The organism is Streptomyces griseoviridis (assembly GCF_005222485.1).
GTDB lineage: Bacteria > Actinomycetota > Actinomycetes > Streptomycetales > Streptomycetaceae > Streptomyces > Streptomyces hintoniae.
The window spans coordinates 3,250,488-3,277,426 of record NZ_CP029078.1; the positions used below are offsets into that span (position 1 = coordinate 3,250,488).

General features: G+C 69.3%; 30 protein-coding genes and 2 pseudogenes. 11 read left to right on the plus strand and 21 right to left on the minus strand.

Annotated elements, in window-relative coordinates:
• The first annotated feature begins 2 nt into the window (after window positions 1-2).
• The 8 genes from DDJ31_RS13485 (at window position 3) to DDJ31_RS13515 (ending at window position 7,330) form a co-directional block, all read left to right on the plus strand.
• A complete protein-coding gene (locus DDJ31_RS13485) occupies window positions 3-692 on the plus strand; it encodes a zinc finger domain-containing protein (protein WP_127180034.1) in 690 nt (229 codons plus the stop codon).
• Window positions 693-853: 161 nt separating this feature from the next.
• A complete protein-coding gene (locus DDJ31_RS13490) occupies window positions 854-1,495 on the plus strand; it encodes a WhiB family transcriptional regulator (RefSeq protein ID WP_127180033.1) in 642 nt (213 codons plus the stop codon).
• Window positions 1,492-3,081, plus strand: coding sequence for a hypothetical protein (locus DDJ31_RS13495; protein ID WP_127180032.1), 1,590 nt, complete (start codon window positions 1,492-1,494; stop codon window positions 3,079-3,081). Before DDJ31_RS13490 ends, DDJ31_RS13495 begins: the two co-directional genes overlap by 4 nt.
• On the plus strand, window positions 3,078-3,269 hold the full coding sequence (locus DDJ31_RS39100; protein ID WP_007491133.1) for a hypothetical protein: 192 nt from the start codon (window positions 3,078-3,080) through the stop codon (window positions 3,267-3,269). Before DDJ31_RS13495 ends, DDJ31_RS39100 begins: the two co-directional genes overlap by 4 nt.
• Window positions 3,270-3,586: 317 nt before the next feature.
• A complete protein-coding gene (locus tag DDJ31_RS40020) occupies window positions 3,587-4,201 on the plus strand; it encodes a MobC family plasmid mobilization relaxosome protein (protein WP_431028126.1) in 615 nt (204 codons plus the stop codon).
• A gap of 16 nt (window positions 4,202-4,217) precedes the next feature.
• Window positions 4,218-5,957, plus strand: coding sequence for a relaxase/mobilization nuclease domain-containing protein (locus DDJ31_RS13505; protein WP_127180029.1), 1,740 nt, complete (start codon window positions 4,218-4,220; stop codon window positions 5,955-5,957).
• Between the two features lie 205 nt (window positions 5,958-6,162).
• Window positions 6,163-6,606: a hypothetical protein gene (locus DDJ31_RS13510; protein ID WP_164784973.1), complete on the plus strand. Its 444-nt coding sequence runs from the start codon at window positions 6,163-6,165 to the stop codon at window positions 6,604-6,606.
• 79 nt (window positions 6,607-6,685) lie between these two features.
• A complete protein-coding gene (locus DDJ31_RS13515; protein ID WP_127180027.1) occupies window positions 6,686-7,330 on the plus strand; it encodes a hypothetical protein in 645 nt (214 codons plus the stop codon).
• 246 nt (window positions 7,331-7,576) lie between these two features.
• On the opposite strand, the gene DDJ31_RS13520 is transcribed toward DDJ31_RS13515, so the two are convergent.
• The 11 genes and pseudogenes from DDJ31_RS13520 to DDJ31_RS13570 form a co-directional block, all read right to left on the minus strand.
• The gene (locus tag DDJ31_RS13520) at window positions 7,577-8,389 is read right to left on the minus strand and encodes a DUF317 domain-containing protein (RefSeq protein ID WP_127180026.1); all 813 of its coding nucleotides are present in this window, start codon (window positions 8,387-8,389) and stop codon (window positions 7,577-7,579) included.
• Window positions 8,390-8,403: 14 nt separating this feature from the next.
• Complete coding sequence (locus DDJ31_RS13525) at window positions 8,404-8,694, minus strand: hypothetical protein (protein ID WP_127180025.1); 291 nt, start codon at window positions 8,692-8,694, stop codon at window positions 8,404-8,406.
• A 100-nt stretch (window positions 8,695-8,794) separates the two neighbouring features.
• Window positions 8,795-9,148, minus strand: coding sequence for a DUF317 domain-containing protein (locus DDJ31_RS13530; RefSeq protein ID WP_127180024.1), 354 nt, complete (start codon window positions 9,146-9,148; stop codon window positions 8,795-8,797).
• 265 nt (window positions 9,149-9,413) lie between these two features.
• Window positions 9,414-9,761, minus strand: a complete 348-nt coding sequence (locus DDJ31_RS40025) for a hypothetical protein (RefSeq protein ID WP_164784972.1) — start codon at window positions 9,759-9,761, stop codon at window positions 9,414-9,416.
• 168 nt (window positions 9,762-9,929) lie between these two features.
• Window positions 9,930-10,019 (minus strand): annotated as a pseudogene (locus tag DDJ31_RS13540) (IS21-like element helper ATPase IstB); the annotation flags it as partial.
• Window positions 10,020-10,080: 61 nt separating this feature from the next.
• Complete coding sequence (locus DDJ31_RS13545) at window positions 10,081-10,677, minus strand: hypothetical protein (protein WP_127180022.1); 597 nt, start codon at window positions 10,675-10,677, stop codon at window positions 10,081-10,083.
• A gap of 22 nt (window positions 10,678-10,699) precedes the next feature.
• Window positions 10,700-11,674: a NucA/NucB deoxyribonuclease domain-containing protein gene (locus DDJ31_RS13550; RefSeq protein WP_240678434.1), complete on the minus strand. Its 975-nt coding sequence runs from the start codon at window positions 11,672-11,674 to the stop codon at window positions 10,700-10,702.
• A 562-nt stretch (window positions 11,675-12,236) separates the two neighbouring features.
• Window positions 12,237-12,599 carry a hypothetical protein gene (locus tag DDJ31_RS39115; RefSeq protein WP_240678218.1) on the minus strand — a complete coding sequence of 121 codons (363 nt, stop codon included), beginning with the start codon at window positions 12,597-12,599 and terminating at the stop codon, window positions 12,237-12,239.
• Between the two features lie 111 nt (window positions 12,600-12,710).
• Window positions 12,711-13,544 (minus strand): hypothetical protein, encoded by an 834-nt coding sequence (locus DDJ31_RS13560; RefSeq protein WP_127180020.1) that lies wholly within the window; start codon window positions 13,542-13,544, stop codon window positions 12,711-12,713.
• Complete coding sequence (locus tag DDJ31_RS13565; protein ID WP_240678433.1) at window positions 13,541-14,437, minus strand: sigma-70 family RNA polymerase sigma factor; 897 nt, start codon at window positions 14,435-14,437, stop codon at window positions 13,541-13,543. The genes DDJ31_RS13560 and DDJ31_RS13565 overlap by 4 nt, the downstream gene beginning before the upstream one ends.
• 2 nt (window positions 14,438-14,439) lie before the next feature.
• The gene (locus tag DDJ31_RS13570) at window positions 14,440-14,661 is read right to left on the minus strand and encodes a hypothetical protein (RefSeq protein WP_127180018.1); all 222 of its coding nucleotides are present in this window, start codon (window positions 14,659-14,661) and stop codon (window positions 14,440-14,442) included.
• A gap of 896 nt (window positions 14,662-15,557) precedes the next feature.
• Between DDJ31_RS13570 and DDJ31_RS13575 the strand changes: the two genes are divergently transcribed.
• A complete protein-coding gene (locus tag DDJ31_RS13575) occupies window positions 15,558-15,791 on the plus strand; it encodes a DUF397 domain-containing protein (RefSeq protein WP_127180017.1) in 234 nt (77 codons plus the stop codon).
• Window positions 15,792-15,988: 197 nt separating this feature from the next.
• Window positions 15,989-16,861, plus strand: a complete 873-nt coding sequence (locus tag DDJ31_RS13580) for an SAM-dependent methyltransferase (RefSeq protein WP_127182815.1) — start codon at window positions 15,989-15,991, stop codon at window positions 16,859-16,861.
• Between the two features lie 25 nt (window positions 16,862-16,886).
• Here DDJ31_RS13580 and DDJ31_RS13585 read toward each other — a convergent pair whose 3' ends face one another.
• Window positions 16,887-17,717 carry a helix-turn-helix domain-containing protein gene (locus DDJ31_RS13585; protein WP_276319314.1) on the minus strand — a complete coding sequence of 277 codons (831 nt, stop codon included), beginning with the start codon at window positions 17,715-17,717 and terminating at the stop codon, window positions 16,887-16,889.
• A gap of 728 nt (window positions 17,718-18,445) precedes the next feature.
• On the opposite strand from DDJ31_RS13585, the gene DDJ31_RS13590 reads away from it, so the two are divergent.
• On the plus strand, window positions 18,446-19,567 hold the full coding sequence (locus tag DDJ31_RS13590) for an S-adenosylmethionine:tRNA ribosyltransferase-isomerase (RefSeq protein ID WP_164784971.1): 1,122 nt from the start codon (window positions 18,446-18,448) through the stop codon (window positions 19,565-19,567).
• A gap of 134 nt (window positions 19,568-19,701) precedes the next feature.
• Here DDJ31_RS13590 and DDJ31_RS13595 read toward each other — a convergent pair whose 3' ends face one another.
• From DDJ31_RS13595 to DDJ31_RS13635, 9 genes and pseudogenes are all read right to left on the minus strand, one after another.
• On the minus strand, window positions 19,702-20,001 hold the full coding sequence (locus DDJ31_RS13595; RefSeq protein WP_206280689.1) for a hypothetical protein: 300 nt from the start codon (window positions 19,999-20,001) through the stop codon (window positions 19,702-19,704).
• A gap of 149 nt (window positions 20,002-20,150) precedes the next feature.
• Window positions 20,151-21,134 (minus strand): annotated as a pseudogene (locus DDJ31_RS13600) (SpaA isopeptide-forming pilin-related protein); the annotation flags it as partial.
• A 29-nt stretch (window positions 21,135-21,163) separates the two neighbouring features.
• The gene (locus DDJ31_RS13605; RefSeq protein ID WP_127180015.1) at window positions 21,164-21,655 is read right to left on the minus strand and encodes a hypothetical protein; all 492 of its coding nucleotides are present in this window, start codon (window positions 21,653-21,655) and stop codon (window positions 21,164-21,166) included.
• A gap of 29 nt (window positions 21,656-21,684) precedes the next feature.
• Window positions 21,685-22,542: a DUF317 domain-containing protein gene (locus DDJ31_RS13610; RefSeq protein ID WP_127180014.1), complete on the minus strand. Its 858-nt coding sequence runs from the start codon at window positions 22,540-22,542 to the stop codon at window positions 21,685-21,687.
• 143 nt (window positions 22,543-22,685) lie between these two features.
• Window positions 22,686-23,930 (minus strand): ATP-grasp domain-containing protein, encoded by a 1,245-nt coding sequence (locus DDJ31_RS13615; RefSeq protein WP_127180013.1) that lies wholly within the window; start codon window positions 23,928-23,930, stop codon window positions 22,686-22,688.
• A gap of 52 nt (window positions 23,931-23,982) precedes the next feature.
• Window positions 23,983-24,282 carry a hypothetical protein gene (locus DDJ31_RS13620; RefSeq protein WP_127180012.1) on the minus strand — a complete coding sequence of 100 codons (300 nt, stop codon included), beginning with the start codon at window positions 24,280-24,282 and terminating at the stop codon, window positions 23,983-23,985.
• Window positions 24,283-24,313: 31 nt separating this feature from the next.
• Window positions 24,314-25,549, minus strand: a complete 1,236-nt coding sequence (locus tag DDJ31_RS13625; RefSeq protein ID WP_127180011.1) for an MFS transporter — start codon at window positions 25,547-25,549, stop codon at window positions 24,314-24,316.
• On the minus strand, window positions 25,546-26,058 hold the full coding sequence (locus DDJ31_RS13630) for a regulator (RefSeq protein WP_127180010.1): 513 nt from the start codon (window positions 26,056-26,058) through the stop codon (window positions 25,546-25,548). Before DDJ31_RS13630 ends, DDJ31_RS13625 begins: the two co-directional genes overlap by 4 nt.
• Complete coding sequence (locus DDJ31_RS13635; RefSeq protein WP_127180009.1) at window positions 26,055-26,897, minus strand: winged helix-turn-helix transcriptional regulator; 843 nt, start codon at window positions 26,895-26,897, stop codon at window positions 26,055-26,057. The genes DDJ31_RS13630 and DDJ31_RS13635 overlap by 4 nt, the downstream gene beginning before the upstream one ends.
• Window positions 26,898-26,939 lie beyond the last annotated feature (42 nt).

Genomic DNA, 26,939 nt, shown 5'->3' on the forward strand with positions numbered 1-26,939 from the left:
CCGTGGACCGCCGCGAAATCGCCGCCCTGCTGGCCTACATCGGCCGACTCGATCCCCGCAGCATTCGCACCGACCAGGGCGAGGCCCGCGACCAGCTCGCCCAGTGGCACGAGCTGCTCGGCGACGTACCAATGGCCACCCCGCACGGCTGGGGCGCCCTCGCCGCCGCCCGCCAGCACTACCGCGCCTCGCCGTATCAGATCCAGCCCGCGGACGTGGTCCGCCCCTGGGAGAGCTACCGACGCACTCGCCTGGCCCTCCACTCCGACCCCACACCGTCCGCGGACCCGGACGACCAAGCCGCATGGACCGCAGAGCTGGTCGGCACCCGACGCGCCGTCGCCGCCGGCACAGCGCAGCCCGCGCAAGCCCGGGCCATCGTCAACAGCCGGGAGCGCATCAACCCGAGGCTGCAGGCTCGGCTGGACCAGATCGGCTCCTGCATACCGCCCGCCGCCCGAGCCGCCCTCGCACCCTTTCGGCCCGCCCGGGCGCGACGCGAAGCCGCCGTCGCGCAAGGGCTGCCCGATGCCCTGAGCGTGCGCTGCGAATGGTGCCTGGCCCCGGTCGGGGAGCCATGCCGGCGCCGCCGGATCGGCCCCAACGACGGGGTACGCGCCATCACGCCGCGCGCCACTCCGCACCCTGGCCGCCTCGACCTCGCCACCGCCCAGCAGCCCGCAGTGGCCTGACCGGCGCCCCCGGCGAGTGCATCCCGTCCGCTGCACCGCCGCAACATCACCACCCCCGCAGCGGCTGCGGCGCGCGCCCACGCGCCGCAGCCGTCACCCGACGCCGCACCCGCCGAGCACCGTGCTGGCCGACAGGTACGGCAGCACATCGGAGACTCGCCTTGCGCCACATCACCACCCACGACGCGCCGGCCACCGGCCTGCGCGCCATCGGAGACACCAGCTGGCACACCCGCGGAGCGTGCCACGGCATGGACGTCGAGGACGCCGACGCCGTGTTCTTCCCCGGGCCCAGGGATCACGAGGAGATCACGGAGGCGAAGGAGCTGTGCAGCTGGTGCCCCGTACGCCGCGCGTGCCTCGACTTCGCCCTGGAAAACGTCCTCAAGGAGGGCGTCTGGGGCGGGCTCACCGAAACCGAGCGGCGCCCGCTTCACGACAACCTGCACCGGCGCCTGGACTACCGGCGTGTGACCGCCTTCTTCCACGGACGCGACGTTCACCTGACGGAAGCCGAGCGGCAGGTTGCCATCGACCACGCCTACGTCCGGGGCTGGCAGCCCGACCGGCTCGCCGCTGCCCTGCAGATCAGCCACAAGCACGCCCGCGACCTGCTCCGGCAAGCGGCCAACAAGGTCTTCGATCGCGACCGTACCTACGGCGTGCCCCGCTCCAAGAAGAAGCGGAAGAAGCCCTCCAAGGCTAACGGCACCCCCGCGCCCGCAGTTCCCGGCACTCAGCAGCCGACAGGCCGTCCGGCGGCGTCGACCCCGACGCAGGCCCCTCTCGGAAAGGCAGCATGACCCACCCTGCCCTCGCCTTCGGTGCTCCTTCGGACCTCCCTCTCCTCGTCGCCGTCGTGCCCGCCGCCCTCGCGCTCGTGCTGACCGCCTGGGCGATCCGGCGCCGAGGGACCCGCTCGCAGGAACGTCTCGGCGGCCCAGCAGTCAAGGTCGCCGCCGTCGCCGCCCTGGGCTGCACCGCCTACAGCGCCGACACCAGCTGGCGCTTTGCCGCCGACTACCTCGACATGGCCGGCACTGCCGAGCGTGCCGGCATGTTCGCAGCCGCCGAATTCGCCCTGTTCGCTACCGCGCTGATGGCACGACAGAACCTTGCCGTCCAGGGCGCTCCCGGCCTGCCGGGTACTCTGGTCTGGGTGATCACCACGGTGCAGGTGATCCCCGCCTACGCGGAGAGCGGCCCCATCGGCGGCACGGTCCGCGCCTTCGTCGGACCGGTCATGGCCGCGATGCTGTGGCACCTGGCCATGGGCATCGAACTGCGCCTGCGCACCCCGGGGGCAGCCTCGCACGGGCTGATCGCCGTCCTCGGCCGGGAGGCACGCGAGCGGCTGCTGTCCCGCCTGGGCATCGCCGCGCGGGACCGTGACGCCGCGCAGATCACCCGGGACCGGGCCACCGCCCGTGCGGTCGCCCTCGCCGCCCGCCTCGCCGAGCGCACACCCAAGCAGCAGCGGAGTCGTCGCGGCCGGCGGCTGACGCGACGCCTGTCGAAGGCGGTCGGCCGAGCTTCGGTCGGCACCGACCCTCTCCAGCGGGCGCAACTGCTCGACCAGCTCGCCGCTCGGCGACACGCGCTGGCGCTCGCCACGATCCCGCTCCCTTCTCCCTGGTCCCCGACGCACAGCAGCACATCGGCGGCCACGGTCCCCGCCCGGCCGACAACGAATGCGCCGGTCCCCGTCCCCGGTCTCGGCGGTTCCGACGAGCCGGTCCGGGACCGAGGACCGAGGGCTCCTCGGGGACCGGTCCCCGAGGAGGCGTACCCGCCAGCCGAGGTCGGCGTAAGGACCAAGGGCGACGCAACAGGGACGGCCTCAGGGACCAAGCCCTCTGAAGCCGGTCCGCTCCCAGGGACCGAACTTGCCGGACCGGAAGCCGCAGCGCGGGACGCAGCGGCCATGAGGGCCGACCACAACACGCGAGAGGCAGCAGCTCAGGATCCGGCTCATCGGGGACCGACCGCCCCACGGTCCGGGACCGACCCCACCCAGGACCGAGGACCGACCACCCCACAGTCCGGGACCGACCCCACCCAGGACCGAGAACACAAGGTCCCGCTTCGACGGAAGCCGACCAGGACGTCCCGGACGAAGAACAAGGACAAGCGTGTCCGGTCCCGCTCTCCGCAGACGGAGCGCCAGGCACGCGAGCTGGGCGAATCCGAGCGCCAGCTTGTCCGTGAGGTGCGCCCCCATGTTCCCGCTCTGCTCGAACGGGACGGCAACGGCGCGATCACCCGAGTGCAACTGCGCGAAATCATCCGCCGCCAGGGCTTGGCGGGTGTCGGTAACGACCGACTCGGCCTGGTCCTCCAGGAGTTGCGGAACGGAGACATCACAACGACGAGGAGCACCGCCCGATGAAGACCTGCCACCAGTTCAAGACGGTCCGCGCGGAGTACGAGCGGGAGATCGGGTTCATGCTCGCTCACTCCGAACGGCATGCGGGTAGGCCGGCGGCGAAGTCCAGTGCGAAGCAAGCTGCCTCGGCGAAACAGCGGATGGCCCGCGCGCTCAACAGTCACGTCGGGCGCTGCCCCGAGTGCGGTTGAACCGGCAAACCCCAGCTCAAGGCCCGTAACGGTAGAGGTGGCCCGGCTCAAGCCGGGCCACCTCCCCGCTTAGGAGGTACCGCCGTGATTCCTCGTCCCCCTCGATTCTCCGGGCCCACCACCGCCGAAGCCGATGCCTGGGCGGACGTCCTAGTCCGCCGACAACTCCTCCACGCCGTCGTCTGCACGCCGACCGGGCAGTGGCTCGTGCAGGACCGTCCCAACAAACCGGTCCGCGTCCTCGCCAGCCCAGCCGATGTCCTCGTGCTGGCCGCATCGATCCAGCAACGCACCCGTTCTACGAGGCCCGAATCCCGATGACGCACGCACCCAAGGACGGCACCACCCCGGAACCTGATCTTGAGTCCAACTCGGTCTCGGAAGGGCGAGCAAGTTATCCCCTTGGATACTCCGCCTTGAGCGGAGTATCCAAGGGCTCCCCCGCCCCTGGGGGGCCAGGGCTCGTCCGGCGCCGGGGGACGCCAGACGAGGAGGCTGCGACCGAGGGCGGATCGCTGCCAGAGGGGACACAGGACGAACGTGAGCAGCCTCGCACGCGCCGCCGCAAGTACCAACGTCGCCAACGTCCGCACGTCCGCAACACCCGCTTCAGTGACGACGAACTCATCCTCGTGACCGCAGGCGCGAAGGCCGCTGGTCTCACCCTCGCCGGCTTCCTCGCCCGTGCTGCGCTCTCTGCTGCTCGTGACCTCGAACGAACCGCTAGTGCCGTTGCCGACGAGCGGGAGGTGATCGCCGAGTTCTTCGCCGCCCGTCGACACCTCGGCCACATCGGCAACAACCTGAACCAGATCGCCCGAGCGGTCAACGCCGGAGCACACCCGAGCGAACTCGACGTGGTCATCGCGGCCACCGACCGCGCCATCCAGCGCGTCCAGCACGCCACCGACCGACTCCTCCACCACGACTAGGACCGGCCTCACCTCCATGATCCCCAGGATCCAAAAGCGCGGCCAGCGCACCATCGGCCTCCTCTACTACCTCTACGGACCGGGCAAGTTCGAGGAGCACACCGATCCCCACCTCGTCGCCTCCTGGGACCACAACGCCCCCGACCCCGGCCGCGACTCCACCGCGACCCTCAAACAGCTACAGCGGCTCCTAGACCAGCCCGTCGAGAACATTGACCCGTCGCAACGCCCGAAGAAGCATGTGTGGCATCTATCCGTACGCAATAGCGCCGAGGACCGGATCCTGTCGGATGAGGAATGGGGAGACGTGGCCCGCCGGATGGTCGCCGCTGCAGGGATCGACGACCCCGAGGCTGGAGCGGGCTGCCGGTGGGCTGCTGTGCGGCACGCTGACGACCACATCCATATCGTCGCCACCCTCGTCCGTGAAGACGGCTACAAGCCTGATCTCGACAACGACGCCATGCGTGTTCAGGCGCAAGCCCGAGTCCTCGAAGCGGAGCTGGGATTGCGGCGCCTCAACAAGGGTGACGGCACCGCAGCGAAGCGGCCCACCAGCGCCGAACGTCACAAGGCCGAACGCCAGGGCCGCGAGCGCACCGCTCGCGAGGAGCTGCGCGAAACCGTACGACGGGCGGTGGCCGGCGCGAGGGGCGACGAGGAGGTCTTCGACCGGCTCGCCGCCGCCGGCCTCCTGATCCGCAAACGCACCGCGCCCTCCGGCGACCTCCTCGGATACAAGGTCGCTCTGCCCGACGACCTGAACAAGGACGGCGAGCCGGTGTTCTATCCCGGCGTCCGCCTGGCCCCCGACCTGTCGCTGCCCCGCATCCGCGAGCGCTGGACCGGTGAGGCCCAGGACGTTCCAGCTGCCCATAAGAACGCGATCCGTACAGGGCCGGGCAGTCCGGCCGCCGCGCGCCGCGGGACGGCATCGGCCGTGTGGCAGGCTATGCTCGTCATCAAGCACGGCGACGACGCGGTCTCCGCCGCCCACATCGCCTCGGCCGGCGAGGTCCTGGACGCCCTCGCGAAGACGTCCGCCGCCCACACCCGCCGCGAACTATGCGACGCCGCAACGGCTTTCGAACGGGCTTCGCGCTCTCACATCCGCGCCGTACGAGGGCACGATCGAGCCCTGCGGCAGGCCGCCCGCGACGTCGTCCAGGGCGGCCCAGCTCTCGGCCGCGGTGAGGACGGCGCCACCACGGCGATGGCGATCGACATGCTGTTCTTCCTTATCACCGCCGCCGCGCACTGGCATGCCAGGAAGGGGCACGCCCAGCAGGCCGAGGCCGCCGCCCGCGCCGCCGAGCACCTTCGCACCGCCTACCAGGCCGCCGCCGCCCAGCCGCTCGGTGTGCTCTACCAGCGCGGCCGACGTCTGAGCCGGCCGATGCTCCAGCGACAGACGGTGCTGCTGCGCGAGGCGCTGCCGGAGCTGGCCGAGCAGATCCTCGCCGAACCCGGCTGGTACGCCCTGGCTGCAACCATCACGGAAGCCGAAGCCTCCGGCCACGACCCGGCCGCTCTCCTGTCCGACGTTGCCACTCAGCACGAACTGGGCACCGCGGACTCCGTCAGCGACGTGCTCGTGTGGCGGCTGCGACGGACCGCCGACCTGCCCGCCGATGCCTCCCAGCTACCCGAGAACAGCACCGCAGGGAACCGGTCCACGACGCGCGGGACGACCACTAGGCCCTCCACACCCGGCAGGCGACGCAGCGGAGAAGAGACCCCGCGCCAGACCCGGTAGGTCGCCGGATACCGGTACAACGACGTGTGATCGGGCACACCGAGGCAACGCCGCCGCGCTGTATCGAAATACGCCCGAGAAGCCGAGTACCCCTGCTGACCTGGCCGGAGGTGGCTGTGGATTTTGTGAATTGAAACCACCGGGGGCGTGGGGCACGATCATGAAGCGCGCAGGACGAGATGACGAGGTAGAGGAGGCCGCCAGGGTGTTTCACCGGATACGCCGCCGGGCCAAGGAGCCGAGCGAAGCTCAGAGGCAGTTCGCCGAACTGCACGCGCAACTGCAGGGCCAGGTACCGCCCGGCTTCGGAGTGGCGGCGCCTGAGCCGGAGCCCGCCGAGCCGACCGCCGTCGTGGACGACTTCCTTCCGCCGGAACTGCGCGTGCCGAGTCACGACCAGGTCGAAGGCAAGATGATGCCCTGGGCGCAGCCCCTCGTTCTCGACGGCGAGATGGTCGCCTGTGCCGGGTGCGGCGCGTACCGGGGCTGGCTCATCCTCTCCACCCGCGGTGAGATCTGGCTCCGCTGCCGGGCCGGCCATCAGCAGCGGGAGACTCGCATCGACACCGCCTGGTACAACCGGCACTCCGGGCCGGCGGACGCGACGCACGCCACGTTCGAGGACTGCCTGCGCCACCTCGGACACTGACCACCACTCCTACGACCCCACCGGGCCTGCGGGCCCGCACTGACCACCCGTCACCTAGCACCAAGGGGTCAGTTCCGCCATGCGCGTTCGCGTCGCCACCACCGCCCTCGGCATCACCGCCGCCCTCCTCACCGTGCCTGCCTGCTCCACCGGCACCAAGTACCAGACCGCCTCCTCGGCTGCGCTCTCCGCAGCCGCGCTTGAGTCCCGCCTGCTCGATGAGAGCGACCTCGGCAGCGGCTACCTTCCCAAGCCGGAACGTCCGGCCCAGCACGACGACGTCACCGTCATCGGCTGCCCGGCACTGAGCGAGTTGGGCGGCGACGCGGCGACTGGCGGCACGCTCGCCTTCCCACACAAGGCGGAGGCGGGTTTCACCTACGGCGGCAGCTCCTCGGAAATCTCCGAGGAGCTGTACAGCGACAGCGTGAAGAAGCTCTCCGCCGGCATCGCCCGGATCTTCGATGCCATGACCGACTGCCCGACCTATCAGGTCGGCGCGGGCGGCGCCCCGCTCGACGTGACCTCGCAGAAGCTGCCTGCGCCCCACGTCGGCGGTGACGAGCAGTGGAGCCAGCTCCTGACATTCATCGCCGGAGGACGGAGCACCGTGGTCAAGCAGACCGCGATCCGCGACGGCAACCTGCTGCTGGTCGTCTCCGGCTCCCCGGCCCTCGTCGACCGCCACCTTGGCAAGGCCCTCACCAAAGCCACGGCGAGCTGACCTGCGTGCACGTCACGCTGCTGCCTCCGACGTCACAGGTCGGGGGCAGCAGTGCGTTACTGGCTGACGCGTTGAGCGGCGCGAGCGGCTTGCTCTGGTGCCGGGCTCGGACCTGATCGAGCTGGACGTAGAGCACGGTGAGCATCGAAGACCGAACGGCCCCTTCACCCGAGAAATCAGAAAGTCCGGCACCCCTCCGATCGGGGGGGTGCCGGACTGCGATCATCAAGTGCGTTACGCGGGCCGTTAGTTGGCCGGCGCGCGCAGGAGGCGTTCCCTGGTGGCCTCGGGCAGTACCCGCCGCAGGACCGGTGCGGTCGAGCTGAGGGAGGCGGCGAATGCGGCGACGAGATCGTGCGGAACGCTGGCGGCGAACGATGCCGCCCACAGACAGGGCGCCCCGAGGGCGGGCTCGGCCCACGCCTGCCATCCGACCGGTCCCGTCTCGTCGCTCTCGGCGGACAGCGCCCGCGGGTCGGCGTCCTGGATGAGGGGTGGGACCTCGCCGAGGCTGATGTGCGAAGTGCACGTCGGGTCCGTCGCCGCCGCCTGGGGCTGGTCGATGTCTCGGAACCATCCGTGGGCGGCGACAGCGTCAAGGACCAGCTCGGATCCGGCGAGCGGCACAGCAGGCTGGCCGCTTGCGTCGAGCGCGACGAGGAAGTCGACCACCGCCTCGCCCGGGACGTCACGGGTGAAGTAGGCCGACCACTGCGCGAGCGGGCTACCCGCCTCGGCTCGGGCGGAGATCTGCCAGGCGATCGGCAGCTCGCCCAGGTGAAACGGCTCATCCGCCAGGCCCCACTGGGCCCAGCGCAAGGCGTCGGGGCTGATGTGCAAAACGGTGCTGCGCAGGACCTGGCGGTCCTCCGGTGCCTCGTCCGGCTCGCGTCGTCCGCGGACTATCGTCAGGCTCGTCCAGCCCAGGCCAGCGAGCGTGTCAGCGACGGCGTCGTAGAGGCGTCCATCGTCACCAGCCAAGTATCGGGGGCCGACCCAGAACGCGGGTTGGACGCCGCGCGGGTTGTGCGGAGGGTTGGGGTACAGGGGCGCCTCCAAGGGCTCGGTGTGGGCTAGTTGCCGCCGGCGCGGCGGCGGGGACGGCGCGGGGGCGCCTGGACGGGCCCCTGCCACGTCAGGGCGATGGCAACCTCCGGCGGAAGGTGGCCAAGCTGTGCGTCTGGGTCCGCCCCTTCGGCGAGGTAGACGACGGTCTGGCCGGTCTCATCGACCGACTGCAGTACCTGCGCCACGCGGTGCGCCATCGGGACGAAGGGGTTCATGGCCTGGCGGACCGGAGCACTCGGGTCGCAGCTGGCCAACAGGTCGATGAGATCGCCGACGGTCATCTCCGGGGACGTCACGGACAGCCTCCTGGGGTTCGGGGGGAACGGGCAGTGGAACGGGCGGGCCATCGGTACTGCCAGCGCTCACAGGGCGGGCATCGTGTCGGTGTCCGCGCTGTCACAGGCGGCGTGAGGTCTCCAGCACACTGGCTACGGTGGTGGCGACGATGTCGGCTGGTGTCTCGATATCAAACGACATGTGGTAACCACGGACACTGGCCGTTCCAGTGACCGCGATCTTCCACCCCTCGCCATCCGTGCCGAGGCGGCCGAGCGGAAACCAGCCGAGATAGAACCGACCGTCCTTGGAGCTGACGTGCACATCAGCGCGATCATCGATGATCAGGTGGAAGTCCTCGGCGGAGAACTGGTCCATGACCAGAGTCGGCTGACCGGGGCCGAGCTGCCACTCTCGCGGTCGCAGGGCTTCGATGGTGGTGGAGAAACTGGGGCCCGCAGCGGCTACGGTCACGGGCAATCACCTCTCTGACCTGGCGTTTCTTGCAAGGTCGTCTACGTTGACATGCCCTCGCGCCCATTGGCCAGTCTTCCCGAGATCTTTCCTGTCTGCCCCAGGCGAACTGCTGTCTGTTGATAACGGACCCAGTCGTCTTGCCGGGGAGGACCGTCCCGCTCACCCGTCATGCGCCTGACACCGACACCCGCACTCCATACGGGTGCCGGTGTCAGGCCCCTAGCCGTGCAGGCTGGCGCGGTCTGCGAGCGCCGGCCTGGGCTCACCCCGCATCCGCTCCGCGGAACGCGAATGCCGACCATCGCAGTCTCGAAGGCCGGTGCATCGCCCGCCTGACATGCTGTGACGAGGATGGCCAGGGGACGCGCCGCTGCGCGGGGTGGGGATGAGCCAGCTCGGGGCGATCCACGGCGACCTGCACTTCCCCCCACTCACCGGTGTTCACCGCCGTGATCGCCAGAGCATGGAGCTTGAGACAGAAGGCGATGACCTTGCCCAGCTTGGAGACCGCGGCGTCGACGATGTCGGCGATCAGCTCCTCGACCTCCACGACCTGCGCGGCGGTCTCCTTGTTCATATGGACCTGGAAACCCCACCACTTCTTCTCCACCCACGCGTCCAGGCCGCGGATACGTCTGCAGCCAGACCCTCAACTGCAGAGGCCCTAAAACACGGCGTCGTCGGCATGGGGGGCTTCGATCACGTGGGTCATAGCGGCCATCCTCGCCGATGCTTCCCGAACGCCTCGCACGTTTTCTTGGGCAGTGGCGGGAGGATGTCAGCTGGCCTTGGCGGGCGTCTCAGATCGTGCTCGGGTGCTGACGAGGCGGTAGGAGTCGGTGCCGGTCTCGATGATGGTGCCGTTGAAGTCGTCCGGCCCCGCCTCCCCGCGCACCGGCTCCTGGCGCTCCCGCGTACCGGCCGGAGGGCTACTTGTTGCGGCGGCGGTTGAGCCGTTCGAAAAGACGCTGATCTGCGGCGTCTTCGGCGGTGGCAGCAGGCTGCGGAGGCGCTGGAACACTCGGAGCGGCTCGCAGCTCGGCACCGTAGTGATCTGTCTGCTTGTGAATCTGGTCCGGCTGGGCCTCGGCCGGCCAAGCGACGAGAAGGTAGTCCTCGACAGCGTCTTCGGGTGCGCCGTCCGGGTCGGTGTCGCGCCCTCGTGCATGCACACGAAGGCGGTAGGTTCCTGGGCCGTGCTCGGTCAGCGGCGGCAGGTCCGGGGCATCGTCCATGGTGCTGGTGACGCGAAGGGACCCGGTCGTGATGGCTACGGTGTGGTCGACGACCTCTTCCCAGTCGTCGGCATCCACCTGCGACGGTGGATGCCGACGTGCTTGGACGCTGACGTTGACCCACCCCATGCTGATACCGGTGCAGATCGCGACCTGCCCTGGTTGAGAGAAGACCAGTCCGTTTTGCGGGGTGAACCCCATAGGTACGCTCTGATGCGAGTCCGTCAGTTCGAATGTGTGGTAGTCCACTCGCACCGTGCCGGACGCTGGGGTAGATGCTGGCTTCGTCATACGACCATGCTAGTGAGGACCGTTAGTCGACGATCCACACATAGAACTCATCCTCTTCGAGGACGCGGTTTGCGTTGTAGAAGGGACGCAGATCATCTCGTCCGGCTGCCGTGTTCTCGGTAGCAGGGATCATGCAGGCGCTCCAGCCGGGCCCGGTACGGCTGGTGAGTGCGCTGATCTGGCACCAGCTGAAGGCGCGACCGAGGTCCTTGTTGCTGGCGGCTCCTTCATGAGTGGAGGCGAAGGGGTACTCGTCGCAGCTGTACCCCGTGGGCCTCGGATAGCCGCCGTTCGACGCCTGAGGGCAGGCTGTGCGGCGGTTCGTGGTAGCTTCCGCGCTGTCCGTCTGCCGAGTCAGCGGCTGACCGTCTGGGTACGCGCCGGGCAGCCCCGATTCTTGAGCTTCCTTGATGTGGCGAGCGTAATTGGGGTAAAGACCGCTGAGGCTGACGACGTTGGTCGGCACGTAGTCCTTGAAGACGCAGCCGACCTTCGACACGCCCTTTGTGTTGTTGTCGCAGCGGATCGGCGTGGGCACCTGAGAACGGTTCAAGCCGGGCTGCTTCGCCCACTGCGTGTTTTTGAACTCCCAGTACATCGACGTCTTGGCCTCGCCCACAGCGCCGGCCGTGGTCGCCGTAGTCGCGGGAAGCGCATCCCCGTACGGCAGGCTGCTCTGGCTGAGAGCCTGACTGGGGAAGTCGACGTCGCTGGCAGAAAGCGAGCAGGTTCCCTCGCATGTAGCGTCGCCCTCGACCGTGGTACCAGCGGTCGCTCCCCACTGGGTGACCAGACGGATGGCCAGCTGATGCCCCCACGTACCCAACTCGGGATTGGTGTAGACGTATTCGTTGGTCTGGTACAGGATCTGACCCGATAGCTCACCGGTCGGCACATTGATGACGTTGACGACCAGGGTAGCGATGGCGCACGCGCGAGCCCGATTGAAGTACCAGGTGCCGTCCCCTTCGGAACTCGTGTAGCACCATTCGGGCATGTCCACTGGTTCTCGGGCGGCGCGAGCGGAGACCGCGGGCTCGGAAGCAGCAGGAACTGAGGGTTTGATTGCGGGAGCGGACTCGTTGCACGCTACCGTCTCCTCTCCTGCGGCCCGGAGAGTGTTGAGGTTCGCACGGACACTGGTGCACGAGCTCTCCGCTGTTTCCGCCAGTCGGGCCGCAGGCCGCTCCGCCTTCTGCGGCGCCGGATCCGGCAGTTCCCCAGCTCCGACGGAGGGCTGCTCGAATGTACTGTCGGTCTGAGCATGTGGCGCTGCGGCCACGGCTTGTGCGGGGAGCAGGGCAAGGGTCAGGGCTACCAGAGTCGTTCTGAGGCCGGGTCTCAAAAGTGTCCCTTCGAGGGGGTAGTGGAGCAGCCGCGAATGGCAGCTGCAGCAAACGCCCGCCACACTAGGCACCAAGATCCAGAAAGTGAATGCAGCATGCACGAGTTGGCTTGTATCCGCATTTGGCCCGGCTGAGCAGTCGCCCTTGACAATGAGGGGCACCCGGGACTCCGCCAGGAGGGTGCCGGTCGCCGGGCCGTCGGGCCCACGCGGGCTACCAGCGGCGTAGGTCCTTGGTGAGTTCACGGTGCCACTCGGTGCGGCGCGGCACGTACTCATCGGGCGCCACACCGAGCGCGACGGCCTGGTCGGTGATCCCGTAGGTGACCCGGTAGACCAGGACCTGGGTGGCATGGTCCATCCACTCCTGCGTCTTGTGCGCCGGCGGGACGGGACCGAGCACGGTCACGAACCACATGGGCAGCAGGGCGCGGTCGCGGATCGCATCCGCCAGGCAGCCGCGCAGCAGCCAGTTCAGCCTCCGCTCCGTCTTGTCGCCCTGCTCGATCAGCGCGGGCAGGTCGGCCTGGAGGCGCGGTCGGCTCCCGGGCGGTCGGGCCGGCGAGTCGGCGGTCACCGGCCCTGAGGGGTGGGGGTGCGCCCGCGCACCCCCACGTCCGCCGGGCGTCTGATCCGTGAAGGAGCGCGGGGAGGCTTGTCTGCGCTGGTAGAGGGCCTTTCGGGAGAGCTATGTAGGGGTCCGTCCGAGAGGGGAAGGGGCCGCTGCGGGGCTGTCGGTGGCGGGGTTCGCTGAGCAGGTCGGGCTGGGGCAGAGTTCTTGGTGGTCGCAGATGCCCCCGCGGGTGCACGGTGCGTGGGAGGCGCTGGCGAGCAGTGTCCGGATCCGGCAGGCGAACTCCGCTCCCGGAAGCGGTAGTTCGATCTCGGGCTGGCGCAGGTAGCCGGCGGCGACCGCGAGGGGGACGTAGCTCATGAGCTGTGTGACCGCCGCAGGGCGGGGCCGCGCGGTGTGTCTGGTCAGGGAGAGCACGGTCCTCAGGATCGCGGTGGCCGAGGCTTCTGCTTCTTGCCTGGTCCAGGTGCAGGTGGGCTGGGTTTTGGTCGGGTGCAGGCGCGCGGGCACGTCGGGCGGGGGCTCGACGTCATCGGTCTGGTGGTGCCACCAGGCGGCGGCGTCCTGTTCTCCCAGAGCCAGGTGGTGCAGGTAGAGGCAGTAAGCGGCGACGGGCTGGCCGGCGCCAGCGGCGTACTGCCACCAGTAGCGTGCTCCGTCGTCCGTTTCCGTCAGCTGCAGTACACACGCGAGAACCAGGGCGCTGCGGGGCTCGGGCACCTGGGCGGTGACGAACTCGGCGGCGCTGGCGGCGGGCATGTGGGTGATGAGGGTCTCGCACAGGACGCGAAGGTTCTCGGCGGCCTCGGCGGACGGGCTGTCTCTGGCTGCCTTGGTGTCTGCGGGGCTAGCAGGTCGGCGGTGCGAGGACGGCGGAACAATGTCGCGGGGCACCGTACGTTCCCGCACGAGCAGCGCTCTGGAGAGCATCTCTTCGATGTAGGTCATGCAGGGTTCCTTTCGGCCTCGGGGGGAGGAGGGATGACGCTCTCGAGATAGTGGACGGCGTGGCGCTCGTCGGACCTCACGGTGGCCGGTGGGACGCCGAGCAGGGCGGAGACCCTGTCCACCGAGAATCCGCACTGGTGGCGCAGCACCATGACGTCGAGTTGGTTGTCGGGCAGCCTGCTCATCGCTTTGAACAGCTCCAGGCTCTCCGCCACCTGGTTCATCAGTTCGCCTGGCTCGGTAAGTCTGTGCAGGACCACGGTGTCGAAGGCCGCGATCCCGAACTCAGGCCAGCCGTCAAAGTGCGGCGTTCTGGCCATGACCGTGGCGCGCAGCACCCTCCAGGCGAAGCGCCTGGTGTCGGCGCTGGCCAGTGCGTCCTTCCACCACAGCCAGAGGATGTCGAACGTGTCGGAGACGGCGCTGTCGCGCTGGGGGTCTTCGAGGAAGACCTGCGCGTACAGGGTGTAGTCGCCTTCGACCAGTTCTCTGAAGGCGCGGTGAGGCAGGGGCGGTTCGTCGTGCGAGGCGGTGGCGGTTCTCCGGATGCAGCGGTTGATCCACTCTCGGCTCTTGTGTGCCTCGACGGCCGCTTGCCGCCAGAGCCGGTGCAGCGGCCACTGGGGCATGTTCAGCTCGACAGACAGGCTGAGGATAATCTCCCAGCGGGGATAGAGGCCGGTCCCACGTAGCAGTTCGGAGAGCTTCGACTTCGACAGCCTTATCCGCAGGCTGAGTTCATTGAGGGTCAGCCCACTTCCGAGGTACTTGGAGCGCACCGGCTCCAGCCAGGCCCGATGGGCACTGCCCGCGCTCTCCACGATCGGGCCGAGCTTGCGGCCGGGCCGCAGGGATGCCGGGACAGGGGGCGGTGCCGGTGGTTCCGTGGGCATCGTCACGAGCCGCACCCCTCCTTGCCCCCGACTACTGCGGCGGGGACTCCGGGAGCCGGCGGCTCCGTCTGGGACCGGCCAGCGCTGACGATCTGCTGGACGGCGACCGCGAGGGCCGGGGCAAGCGTGGCGACGGCGCTGAGATGGCCCAGCACCGCCATGACGGTGCTCCAGGCGAACACCGTGGCCGTCGCGGCGATGATCAAAGTCTGTGTACGCGTCATTCACTATTCCTTTTGGCGTGCGGCCTCGAACGTCTGCACGGCTTATCCGGATGGGGCATTTCGGGATCCCCGGCGGACGGGTGCCGATCCGTTCCGCTGGGGAGGTCAACCAGCATGGCGGGCAGCCCAGTTGTCACGCCACGTGATCAAGTAATCGCGGAACAATTGGATCTGCGGAATGTCGCTCCGGGGCGCGGAAAGGCCGCCGGGGCGCGGACTCGAACGACTTGGTGCGCGTGTGGTGAGAAGTTCCCGGTTTCCCTTGCAATTGCACTACTGACCCGCGTCAATGGACCTCGGACACCTTTGGTGTCGGCCTTCTATCCGGAAGGGCCCGCTCCCGTGCCGAGCTTTTTGGGGGCGGCATCGTCGTTCCCGCCCGGCCTTCAGGCCGGGCGGGAACGCAATCGTCCACCGAGACCTCACGCTCCGAGGCTCGCCTGGTCTCCCCGCGCGGGCTGGCTGACCCGAGCAGGGACAGCCGAGGTCCGTGGAACGGACAGCCGCCGCTCTTCGCACAGTCGCCCTCTGGCGCCGTCCCGGCTTGGAAATCGGTCCCGCGGGTCGTGCGGTACTGTCGCGCTGCGCGTCGCGGGGACGTGTTGCGCGAGGCAGGTCCTGAGAGGCGGAAGCCCGACGTGACCGAGTGAGCCTCGGTGGTGCGCGAGCGTCCTCTTCCTTCGCTGTGGTGTTGCGCGGGCGAAATGGTGTGCGAACGCGGCGGCCCGGGGCGGCTGCAGGTGCGCGGCGGCTGGGCGAGGCCGCAGGAGCAACCTGATTGAGACAAATTCCTTCCTCCCTTGCATAGGCGGCTCCAGAGCGGCGATCCTCCTGGTGACATGCGGATGCAATTGCATTCGCAGAGCTCAGGGTTCAGGGACGTCGGGGGTTCACAGATGGAGACTCTGGCATATGCCCAGGTCGAGTTCATTCCTGCTAGGCGAGTAGAATTTCAGGATTGGCGGAAGAGTTCCCACAGCAATCCCGACGGGGCGTGCGTCGAGGTCGCGCGGCCGTGCCGGGACCAGGTTCTCTTCCGTGACTCCAAGGTGCCCCAGGGCGGTGTGGTGTGTGTCTCGCCGGATGCTGCCGCAGCCTTGGTGACGGCCCTGGTGAAGGGAGGCTGTTGAGAGGGGCGCACCGAAGGGATCCGGTACGAGTTGCTCCTGCAATCTCCGGAATGAGTGTGCGGAGTGATGGACCGGCCCGAGGTCCGGTCGGCGCGATTGCCCGGCCGCTGCGGCCGGACACGGGTGAACGGACAGTCCGTATTTCCGTACTGGACAGCACGACGTGCCTGCGCGTAGTGATGAGGTCAATGCGGCGCATGCGCGCGCGGTGTGCGGACCACGATGAAGGGGAGAACGTGGGGAATCAGCCTGCGTCCGGGCCGGCCAGCGGTTCAGAGGCGGACTTAGGGCAGGACAGACCGCACAGCGCCCGCATGTACGACTACTACCTCGGCGGGAAGACGAACTACGCGGTGGACCGTGAGGCGGCGCAGGCCGTCATCCAGGTCTTCCCCGCCATCGAAGTGGGGGCCCGCGCCAACCGCGCCTACATGCACCGGGCCGCGCGCTACCTGGCCCGCCAGGGGATCACCCAGTTTATCGACGTGGGCACCGGTATCCCCACCGCGCCCAACCTCCACCAGGTCGTCCAGGAAGTCACACCGCAGGCCGCGGTCATTTACACGGACAACGATCCGATCGTCCGCGTCTACGCCGACGAACTCATGGACGGAACGCCCGAGGGCCGGACCTGCTACATCGAGGCCGACGCGACACGGCCCGACAGCATGCTGACGGCGATCGAGGCGACCGGCGCCGTCGACTTCAGCAGGCCGGTGGCGCTGAGCCTGCATGCGCTGCTGCACTTCGTCCCCGACGGCCAAGATCCGTACGGGATCGTCAGCGGGCTGCTGGAGCCACTGGCCCCGGGCTCCTTTCTGAGCCTGACGCACAGCACCGGCGACTACGAGCCGGAAGCATGGCAAGCCATCACCGCCACATACAGGCAGCGCAGAACCTTCACCCAGGTGCGCTCCTACACAGATGTGCTGCGCTTCTTCGGGCAACTGGAACTGGTTGACCCCGGGCTGGTGGCCGCGCACCGCTGGCGCCCCGAACCGGGTTGGGAGAGCGGGCCGGTGACGGACGGCCAGGTCTCCCTCTACGCCGGAGTCGGCCGCAAGCCGTAGGGAGCGAGGAGAGCTGCGGCCAGGGTCAGCGGTAGTAGCCCGAGCTCAGCAGGTCCTTGAGGCGGCGCACCGAACCCTGGGGGGACAGAGACGCTCCCCGCAGGCGGTCGAACGCCTTCTTGCGCTTGTCGACCTGTTCCTCGTCCTGGAAGATCATCCCGCCGTCGAAGACCTCCGCGTACGCGATATCAGGGAGGATCCGGGCGGCGAACTCCCATATGGTGCTGGAGTTGAGATGGACGGGCAGGTTGTAGCGGTCCTGCTCCGCGATCCGGATCAGGTAGCGCGGGCTGCCTGCCAGATCGATCAGATGCTCCAGTTGCTGGTACATGATCCGCGGGTTCCCGTACCGGCGCCTGAGAGAGGCCTCGTCGAGGACGCAGATGAGTTTCTTGTCCTCCGCCGCCGACCGGAAGCGCAGCTGGCGCTCCATCCTCAGGCCGACCAGCGCCTCGCGCTGGTGTGTCTCGGCGCTGCTGTCCGCGATCAACGCACGCGCGTAGGCTTCCGTCTGCAGCAGGCCCGGCACCTGCAGTGGTTCGTACACCTTGATCCTCTGGGCCATGTCCTCGAAGCTCACAACCGCCTGGAGGTGCTTCTGGGCCACTCCCGACCACGGCTGCCACCACGGCTGTTCATTGGCCACCTGCGCCAGTTCTCGCAGCTGGTCCCGCTCCAGTGGGTCGGTGACCTGGTAGATGGCGAAGAACCGTGCGAGGTCGTGCTCCTTGAACTGGTGCTGCCCGGTCTCGATACGGCTCACCTTGGAGACGGAGGCCCCCAGAAGGCGCGCGACCTCCTCCTGCTTGAGGCCGATTTTCATACGGCGGGCGCACAGGGCACTCCCCAGCACCATTCGAGGCGCGGACGGGACGATCTCGTCCTAGATATACCGCACGCGGCGGCTCGACTTCGGCAGGTTGCCGGAACCCGCCGCGGCCGCCGACTCCTGACCCATGATCCCTCCTTGCGCATGGTGAGGATGACGGCGCTCATCGTGCACGACGGGTCCGGCAGGCAAGACTGAATCGGAAACATCTTCCCCTCCAGACCATGCAATCGGCTGAAAATCGATCGTCATAGATGAAAAATCAGTCTCTCCTTCGCGTTCGAGACACCGGACGCTCCTGCCGGATCGCCCTCCGCCCTTCGAGCGAAGCCCGGTGAGACCGCAGCACCGCGGTCTGGCCGGTCCGGTCTTGCCAGCGGCCTGCCGGAACGGGAGTCGAACGACAAGTGCCCGGTTGCCTTCGGACTGCGTCGGTATCCGAGGAAACGAACTCACGGATACCGAGGCGGGAGCTGGATCGGGCTACCGGGTACATGGGCGGGATACAACCCACGCGGGAGCGCCGTTGACGAAGCCCCACGCACGCTCACCGAAGACGCAGAGAGAGCCGCACCGCCGGATCCTCGCGCGCGGTGGTGCAGTTGCCGCCGTTACCTGGCTGGCTTCGCCGGATGCGGATGCTGTGGGTGTGTGACGGGTGCGGGTGGCGGACAGCTTTCCTGTCCGGGGCCTCTTGTCCGGTTCCTGGGACGGGAGCACCCCGTGCGAACGTGGATGGGGACCGGAGGGCTGTTGTGGTCGCTGAAGTACCCGACCGTGAGGACTACGCGTTCGACCTCCCGGTGGAGTTGCTCGCACAGGAACCGCAGGAGGCACGCGGCGGCAAACGGAGCGATGCGCGTCTGGCGGTCCTTCACCGCTCCGGCGGCCGGGTCGAGCACCGGGTGTTCACCGACATCGTGGAGTACGTGGGCGCCGGTGATGTCCTGGTGGTGAACAACGCCCGGTTCGTGCCGAGCCTGCTGCCCGGTGTGGACGAGGAGGGAAGGGCGGTCGCCGTCAGCATCCACTCACCGCAAGGGGAGGGAACATGGCACTGCCTGGTAGCACCCCAGGCGGCGTGCCGGCCTGGTGCCCGCTTCGTCCTGGGAGCCGGCCTCCAGGTCACAGGGCAGCTGCTGGACGAGACGGCTGCGGGGCGGTGGCGGATCGCGCTCGACCCCTGCGATCCGGCAACCCTGTACGCGCTGGCCGAGCCGGCGTACTCGCCCTACCTCAAACAGGCCCCGGCCGACCCGGAGTACTACCAGAACACCTACGCCTCGGTCCCCGGCGCGGTCGGAAACCCGGCCGCCGGACGCCATTTCACCCCTGCCCTCCTGGACCTGCTGCGTGAGCGGGCGGTATCCGTCGCAGAAGTCACCCACTTCCTCGCCGCCCGCACCCGCCGTGAGGTCACCCGGATGCTCCGGAACCTGATCGCACAGGGGGGCGCCGGAGACCTGGCAGCCGAGGACCTCGTCGACGGGACGAGGCTCTCGGACGAGTTCGACTTCCCGCCGGCCGAGCGCTACAGAATCTCTGAACACGCCGCCGACCTGATCAACGACCGGCGCGCGAGCGGCGGACGGATCCTCGTGGTCGGCACCAGCGCCCTGCGAGCTCTGGAAACCGTGACCGGACCCGACGGCCGGACACAGCCGGGCTCAGGCTCGACGAGCCTACGCATCATGCCCGGACACCGGTTCCGCGCATGCGACGCATTCCTGACCAACCTCCACGAGCCGCGCTCCTCCGAGCTGATCCTGGTCGCCGCACTCACCGGCCGGGACTTCCTCCTCGACACCTACCGCAACGAACTCATCCCCCGTGGCTACCGCTTCAACTACTTCGGCGACTCCATGCTCATTGCCTGACACAGCCGCAGGCTGCACCCCCGGCCGCCCGCAGCCCCCGCTCGACCCGAGGACCACACTGCACAAAGCGGTGAACCCCCTCAACGGCAGGCCCACCGCCGCGCCGGAGCACTGCTCCGGCCTGCTACCACGCCTCAAAGCGGCCGGCTGCACCCGCCTACTGCCGGGGCAGATCTACGCCTGGCGCTCACCACTCCCAGATAGTTCGGCGCCTCGTCCAGGGCGGCGAGGAAGGCGGGGTCGAGCCGCTCGGCCGGGGCAGCGGGGGCGCGCGCCTCCGCGCGTTCGAGAAGGTCTTCAGCCATCGCGGTGGTGAGCGGCGCGACACTGTTCACCTCCGAGTCCTTGCCGCAAAGGTAGAGGGTGCCGTCGGCGTCGAGGAACGAGCCGAAGTCCGTGGGTTCTTCGCCCTCTACCTGGAGGGCGTTGATCACCAACTGGTGCCAAGTCCAAGAGCCGATCGCCAGCACCCCAAGCACGCACCGATGCCCCCGCACCCAGGAGGATGCTGTTGGCAGTCGCTAACAGCGGTCCATCTGGGGCTGCGGGGGCTCCGCGCAGTGAAGAAGGGTGGGTGCGGTCCGCTCCCGGTGGAGTCTGTTGTGCGGCTTTCGGTGCGGCTCCGGCGTGTCACGGCGAGGGCGCCTCCGCCTGCCGCGATCCGAATGGCCACTCCGGCGATCAGCCAAGGTGTGGCGTCGGCGCCGGTGGGGGCGAGGGAGCCCGTCGGCGTCCTCGGTGTGGAGTCGCCGACCGGGGTGGCTCCGATGGCGGAGGAAGCAGGTTCCGGTGTGTCGCTGCCCGACGCGAGCGGCGTGGCCCTTCCCGTACCAGAGTTGGGCGCGTGCGTGGACTTGCCCGAGGGTTCGGGCTTGGAGGTGGTGGTCTTGGCGTTGGTTACGGTCACGGTCACCGGGTCACCGGGAGCCGCAGTGAACGTCTTGGTCGTCTTGAACAGGACGTAGCCGACAGGGGCTTTGACCTCCTTGACCCAGAACTGGGCCTTCCGGCTCGACATGGGCAGTTCTCCGGCGGCCGTGCCCTCGGCTCCCGTGGTCAGGGTGAGCAGTGTCGAGGTGCCGATACCGATGTTCACGGTCGCGCCGGGCAGGAGCTTGCCGGTCTTGTCGTCCTTGGCCTGCAGGAGGATCTTGGCGGCCCTGTACGGGTCGGTGATCGTCAGCAGTGTGGTCGCGCCCGGGGTGACGATGACGTCCTGGTCGGCGACGACCTCGTGGAGCGGGCTGCCGGAGGCTGTCTCCTTGAGCCGGTAGACGCCGGGCGCGAGGTCGGCGAAGGTCAGGTTTCCCTGGACGTCGGTCTTCCCGTGTTCGGTTTCCTGGCCAGCGGAGTCGATCAGCAGGAACGCGGCGCCGGGCAGGGCGTGCCCGTCCGTGTCTTTGGTGGTGATCTCGACGCCGCCCGCGTCCGGGGCCGGAGTCTCGGCGGGGGCGGCTGAGGCCGAGGGGCTCGGTTCGGAGGGCTCGGCGCTCGCGGCCGGTGCTCAGGTGAGGGCGCCGACCGCGGCGACGGCGGCGGCAACGGATCGGACGAGACGTGCGTGCACGTGGAAGAAGACTCCTTGATCGGTCGGGGTCAGTGGGTGCGGGGCGGCCCTGCGGGGGCTACTGACGGGGCCGGAGTGCTGCGCGGTATGCGGCCGGCCGCCTTCTTGGACATGGAGGCTGCCCACGCTCCGGGGAACCAGACGGCCGTGTACTGCTCGATGGCATCGCGCAGCCCGCTGGTGACGGCCCCGTCCCACGGCGGACGGCCTGGGCGGTGGTAGGTGTCGAAGGTGCCGTACTGGTTGGTGTTCGGACGGGTGTGGTTGGCTTCGTCGCGGCGGTGGAAGGTTCCGTGGTCGACGAAGCTGAGCGCCACCGCGTCTGTCTCGCCGCGGTCCGGGTGGACGACTGCGACACGCAACCCGCCGTAGGTGTCCGCGCGGATGGTGGGGGTGAAGTCGATCCGCAGCCGTAGCGGCGTGCCCGGGGCTGGGGCGGCGTAGTAGGTGTTGCCCACGACGGCGTGATGGTGGAAGGGGAGGCACAGCTCGGTGAAGAACTCGGTGGCCTGCAGGGACACGATGGTCTCCGGTAGGAGTTGGGCTGGCGTCAGCGGCGCGGGCCGGGTAGGGCAGGTCGGCTCGTGGTGCTCCAGCGCGGGACGCTGGCGGCGGGAAGCGCGGCCGGGCGGCGGGACGCGGCGGCCCGCCGGACGTCGAGCGGGGTGGGCGATGGCGGACTCGGCGGGAGGATAGGGGAGAGCTGGGCGTGGCCTTTGACGTAGCTGTAGCTGTCGTGCCGCCATCGAGGCAGGGGTGCGGGGTCGGCCAGGGTTTCGGTCACGGCCCGCAGAAGGGGGGCGGGGGTGTCGGTGCTGGCCGTGGCGTACCAGAAGGGCCGGGCGGAGGAGGTGCCGGCCCACAGGTGCCAGCGCGCGTCGCGGGTCTCCAGTTCGATCGCCGGGTCGAGGTCGCCGATGGTGTACTCCAGCGTGGCGAGCCCGTCGGGTGAGGTGATGGCGAAGGTACTCAGGTGCGGGCGGTCGAGCTGCCAGCCATGGTTGATGAGCGGGTCGACGGCCAGAAACGGATCACGGTCGGCGCTTCCGGCGAGCGGGCGGGCAAGGTAGTGGTCCGGGCCCTGCCGGTACGCCTCGGCAAGGGCGTTGGTGAAGGCGGTGACGAACTCCGTGGGCGCGGCGTCGTTGAAACAGACGCCCCATGCCGGTGGGCCGAAGGCGTCCTGGTAGGCGGTGACGCGCCACAGTCCGTCGTCATCGCCTTCGGGGAGGTAGCCGAGGCGGACCTTGCCGTCGGGGGCCGTGAGGTAGGCGTTGCCGAGGTGGTCGTGGTGCAGATCCCAGCCGAGGTCGCGCAGCGGGTCGAGGCCGGGATCACTGACCGCGGTAGCGCGGGCCAGATGGCGTGGGGAGACGTAGACGTCGCCGTCGGTGGTGTCGTGAGGCACGGAGTCCTAGGGGAAGGGGCGGTCAGTTTGGGGGCTGCAGGGCGGATGCGAGGTCGGTGGGGCGCCGGTGCAGTGCAGGGTGCGCGGCCCCAAGCGGCGGGCGGCGTGGCAGTTGTCGGCCCGGTCGGCCGCAGACACTGCGCTCACGCCGCAGTGCTGCGGGTGCCGTCACCGCGGTCGAGGACCGCGGTGACGGCATGAGCGGTCCGGTCGGCGCGTGCACGCGCCTGCTGGCCGGTGGTGGCGGTGGTGATGAGGTAGCCGATCCGGCCGGTGAACAGGTTTCCTCCGTCGGCGGGGAGGAGGAGCTGGTCTCCGGGGCGGCACTGGAAGTGCAGCCGGTCCAGCCAATGCGGGCGGGGCTCGTCGTAGGTGAGGTGGGTGAGGGTGCCGGAGGTGTCCGGGTAGAGGAGCCGGATGGCGGCGGCCGAGGACCTGGTGGGCGTGAGGTCGGGAGCACGGTCGCAGGCGATGTCGGCGGCGGCACGAGGCAGGTCGATCCCAGTGGCGAGGCGCACGAGGTGGCCGATCATGTCTCCGGCCAGGCGGGCATTGACCTCGATGAGGCGGGGTCTGCCCTCGACGAGCCGCATCTCGATGTGGCTGACGCCGTCGGTGATACCGAGAGCGTCGATCGCCGCCTGGGCGGCCGGCGCGACGGTCTCCAGGAGCGGGTCGTTGGCGTCCACGCTGTGGGCCAGCTGCTCGAAGTGCGGCGGAGGGCTGATGGTCTTGCGGTTGACCGCGACCACCGTGGTGACGCCGCGGTAGGTGACGCACTCCACGGAGATCTCCGGCCCGTCGAGGAACTCCTCGACGAGGACGCTGGTGCTCTCGGTGCCCTGTCCGGCCGTGCGGCCGGCTGCCTGGTAGGCGGTCGCGAGCTGGTCACGGTCGTCAACGCGGAGCACGCCGATGGCACCCGCGTGTGAGGCGGGCTTGAGTACGACGGGGTAGCCGATCCGTTCGGCGGCGGCTTCGGCCTCTTGGAGGGTACGCACGCTCACCGAAGCAGCCGAAGGCACGCCGTGGCGGGCGAACAGCGACCGAGCGGTGGCCTTGTTGCGGCACCCCTGCATCACTTCGGGTGCGGTGGTGGCCAAGCCGAGCTGGCGGGCGAGGCGGGCGGTCGGGACCACGCTCCACTCGTCCCAGGTCATGACACCGGCGAGATTATGGCGTCCGGCCAGGGCCCGGCCACCTCCCAGCAGCGCGGCAGGATCGCTGAGGTCAACGACGGCGTGATCGGTGATGTGCGGCTTCTCCCACGAGGGTTCGGTGTCGGTGAGCAGCACGACGTCGTACGCGTCGGCGACCTGCTCAAGGCAGTAGCCGCGGTAGTCCTTGTCTCCGGGCGCGACGACAAGTACAAGAGGGCGAGCGGGCAAGAGAAAGTCTCCGTATCGAGGGACGGCAGGGCAGAGAAAGAAGGTGGGTGCTTCAGGCGGCGCGGCGGCGGCGCAGCTCGAACGCGCTTGCCCAGTGGGGGTGATCGTCGATCAGACGGCGAGCGTAGAGAGCGGTGAAGTTGTTGTTCAGCCCTGCTCCGTAAGGAAGTTCGCGGCGCAGGTCTTCGAAAAGGTCCTTGAGGCTGACCCGTGTGGCGCCGGTGTCCAGGCGGCGGGCGGCCGTGCGTTCCAGGGCGCGATACACCTGCGGGTTGCGGGCATCGAAGGCGTGGAACTGCTCGGTGATGGTCCGGCCGGTCGCACGGTGCGAGCCGAGGGCGGCGATGGTCATGAGGGTTCTCCACGGGCTGGGGACAACTGGGTCAGGTGCGCAGGACAGGGTCGGTGCGCAGGCGGGTGAAGGCGCAGATCAGGCCGAGGGTTTGCAGGGCGGCGCAGGCGGTGATGACATGGCCCAGAGCGTCGGGTGGGGTGAGCGCGGTGAGCACGCCGGCGATGGGGAAGGGCAGCAGGAGGATGAGGATGGTGGCCGACAGGGTGCTGCCGAACGCCTCTGGAGGGATCAGGCGGGAGCGCAGGGTGCGCAGGACGACGGCCAGGCCGCCGTCGGCTGCCATCAGGACCGCGACCAAGGCCAGGTAGGACAGGTAGTCGGGGGCCAGGGCGACGGCGAGACAGGCGAGCGAAGCGATGGCGGAGCAGGCAGCTCCCACTGGCCACAGGCCGAGGCGGTCCAACGCGAACCGGCAGATGGTGACGGATACCAGGGTGGCCGCCGCTGCGGCGGACCACACCAGGCCAACGGCGGTTGTGGACTGCCCAAAGTGCTGGACGACGATTACCGGACCGGCGGCCTGGAGGAAGCCGGTGGCCACGTTGGAGAGGGTCAGCCCGGCCACCAGCCAGCCGAGAGCGGGAAGCGCGCGGATGGTGCGCCACCCGGTGACCAGCCCCGCCCCCGGCCGCCCCTTCGGCGCGCGGGCTGGTACGACGGGCGAGGGTGGTGTGCGCAGAGCGAGCAGCGCGGCGAGCAGCGAAAGCACGGTGACTACCGCGAGCATCGACGGCGGACCTGCGAGCAACAGCACGCTGGCGAGCGCCGGTCCGGCCAGGGTCGCGGTCTGGTCGATGCCGAGCAGGACGGCCTGGACACGGTGAGCCCGGGGCCCCGCTCGGCGGCCGACGGCGGCACCTGCGGTCTCGGCCGCCACGTAGCTGAACTGGGTGAGCACACCGGTCGCCGCCGCCAGCACCATCACCGTCACGCTCGCCATGGCACCGGACGGGTAGAGGCAGAGCAGGATGCCGCCGGCCGCGAGAACCAGCGCCCGCCCCAGGGAGGCAAGGTGGAAGACCACCGAGGCACCCCGCCGGTCGACCATCGATCCAGCCCACCCGAACGCTGCCAGGCGCGGGATCCACTCCAGAGTGAAGGCGGCGCCGGTCAGCGCGGCGGAGCCAGTCGTGGAAAGCACAAGCAACGGAATGCCGTAGGTGGACATCGCGAACGCCAACGCGTCCGCCGTGCGCGGCAGGTAGATGCTGCTCATCAGCCCGGCCGGGTGGCGCGCGTGTCGGGGTGTGACCGCTGCGTTCACGCGGCCCGCTCGGGGATCCTGGCCACCTGGGGGTTACCGGCCAGCCACTGGGTCAGGAACGTGCGGGGACGAGCCAGGTCCGTCTGGGCCTCAGCACTGATCTGACGTGCGTCGCGCAGGCGTGCGCGACGGCTGGTGTTCCCGGTGGTGAGCGATGGTGCCAGAAGGTCCAGGGCATACCGGATACGGCTGCTGAACTCACATACGGCGGCAGGGACGGCGTGCCGCCGGGCCCAGCGCGCCACCGCGTCGTACAGGTCGGCCAGCTCCATTCCGGAGTCGGTGAGTTCCAGACCGGCGCCGGGCACGACCCGGATGAGGCGGTGGGCGCGGGCCGTGTCGGATGCACTGCGCAGTTGGTGCGCGGTGAGGTCGGGCAGAGTGCCGGCAAGCCGCCGCGGCGGTATGGCGCCGTTGTCGTCGATCTCGGTGGGCAGGCGGATCAGGGAGCGCGAGGACAGCAAGTCAACAGCGTGACGCGCTTCGGCAGGGGTGAACGAGGTGCTCATCGGCGCGCTCCTCCCGCCGGAAGGGCCGCCGTCGGGCGGCGGTTCGCAGCGTGTGAGAAGAGGTCGCGACTGTGCCACGCCGGCCCGGTCCCGGTAGTGCGGGCGGGTGGGAGCCCTGCGGGTGCCGGCCGTGATGAGCTGCTGACCCACGGCCTCGGCGCGCTCTTGGCCCGCAGCTGGCCCCAGACGGGGTGCTTAGCCGCCTGGCCGAGGGGCTGCCCGCCGGACCAGGCGGACAGCGCGCCAAGGACGGGGCCCAGGGCGTCGCCGGCGGCGGACAGCCGATAGGGCTGGCCGTTCCCCTCGGTGTCGGCCAGACCGTCGGCAACGAGCTGGCGCAACGGCGGGTAGATGTTGGTCCAGTCGCTGCTGGGCATCACGATCCGGGCCAGAGCCCGGCCGCTGACCTCCTCACGCGACTTGAGCACCCACAGGATGGCTGCGGCGTGGCGCCGAGTGAGCAGAGTGAGGCTGTCCTCGATCTGCTCGATCGCAGGCAGCGGACCATCGGCCTTCTCCAGGTGCTCCTCGGCCCAGGTGACGATCATCGGCAGGATCGGCAGCAGGGCAGTGGCTCGCTCGGTGTGGCCGTAGGTCACATGCCGTGCGGTGTGTTCGGTGCGCTCGACGAGTCCGGCGTCGCACAGCGACTTGAGCTTCGGGTGAAGCTGGCCGCTCTGCAGCCAGGGCACCTTGGCCGCCAGCTCGCTGTAGCGCAGCGGCGGGCCGGAAAGGGCCAGCAGGATCCTCACGTTCCAGCGCGGGGTGATCATGGCGAGGGCCTCGGTGACCCGGGCGATGTCGGCGTCGGCGTCGGGGGGCAGAGCGGTGATGGCCAAGGGAGGAACTCCTGGGTGAAAGGAAGAGGGGTCGCCTGAGGG

What these genes read in the sequence shown, in the direction of transcription:
- DDJ31_RS13515 (WP_127180027.1), top strand. Translation starts at nt 6,686, where the DNA reads ATGCGCGTTCGCGTCGCCACCACCGCCCTCGGCATCACCGCCGCCCTC.
- DDJ31_RS13585 (WP_276319314.1), bottom strand. Translation starts at nt 17,717, where the DNA reads ATGGTGCTGGGGAGTGCCCTGTGCGCCCGCCGTATGAAAATCGGCCTC.
- DDJ31_RS39100 (WP_007491133.1), top strand. Translation starts at nt 3,078, where the DNA reads ATGAAGACCTGCCACCAGTTCAAGACGGTCCGCGCGGAGTACGAGCGG.
- DDJ31_RS13550 (WP_240678434.1), bottom strand. Translation starts at nt 11,674, where the DNA reads ATGCCCGAATGGTGCTACACGAGTTCCGAAGGGGACGGCACCTGGTAC.
- DDJ31_RS13565 (WP_240678433.1), bottom strand. Translation starts at nt 14,437, where the DNA reads ATGCCCACGGAACCACCGGCACCGCCCCCTGTCCCGGCATCCCTGCGG.
- DDJ31_RS13560 (WP_127180020.1), bottom strand. Translation starts at nt 13,544, where the DNA reads ATGACCTACATCGAAGAGATGCTCTCCAGAGCGCTGCTCGTGCGGGAA.
- DDJ31_RS13580 (WP_127182815.1), top strand. Translation starts at nt 15,989, where the DNA reads ATGCGCGCGCGGTGTGCGGACCACGATGAAGGGGAGAACGTGGGGAAT.
- DDJ31_RS13620 (WP_127180012.1), bottom strand. Translation starts at nt 24,282, where the DNA reads ATGACCATCGCCGCCCTCGGCTCGCACCGTGCGACCGGCCGGACCATC.
- DDJ31_RS13630 (WP_127180010.1), bottom strand. Translation starts at nt 26,058, where the DNA reads ATGAGCACCTCGTTCACCCCTGCCGAAGCGCGTCACGCTGTTGACTTG.
- DDJ31_RS13545 (WP_127180022.1), bottom strand. Translation starts at nt 10,677, where the DNA reads ATGACGAAGCCAGCATCTACCCCAGCGTCCGGCACGGTGCGAGTGGAC.
- DDJ31_RS13505 (WP_127180029.1), top strand. Translation starts at nt 4,218, where the DNA reads ATGATCCCCAGGATCCAAAAGCGCGGCCAGCGCACCATCGGCCTCCTC.
- DDJ31_RS13495 (WP_127180032.1), top strand. Translation starts at nt 1,492, where the DNA reads ATGACCCACCCTGCCCTCGCCTTCGGTGCTCCTTCGGACCTCCCTCTC.
- DDJ31_RS13570 (WP_127180018.1), bottom strand. Translation starts at nt 14,661, where the DNA reads ATGACGCGTACACAGACTTTGATCATCGCCGCGACGGCCACGGTGTTC.
- DDJ31_RS40020 (WP_431028126.1), top strand. Translation starts at nt 3,587, where the DNA reads ATGACGCACGCACCCAAGGACGGCACCACCCCGGAACCTGATCTTGAG.
- DDJ31_RS13575 (WP_127180017.1), top strand. Translation starts at nt 15,558, where the DNA reads ATGGAGACTCTGGCATATGCCCAGGTCGAGTTCATTCCTGCTAGGCGA.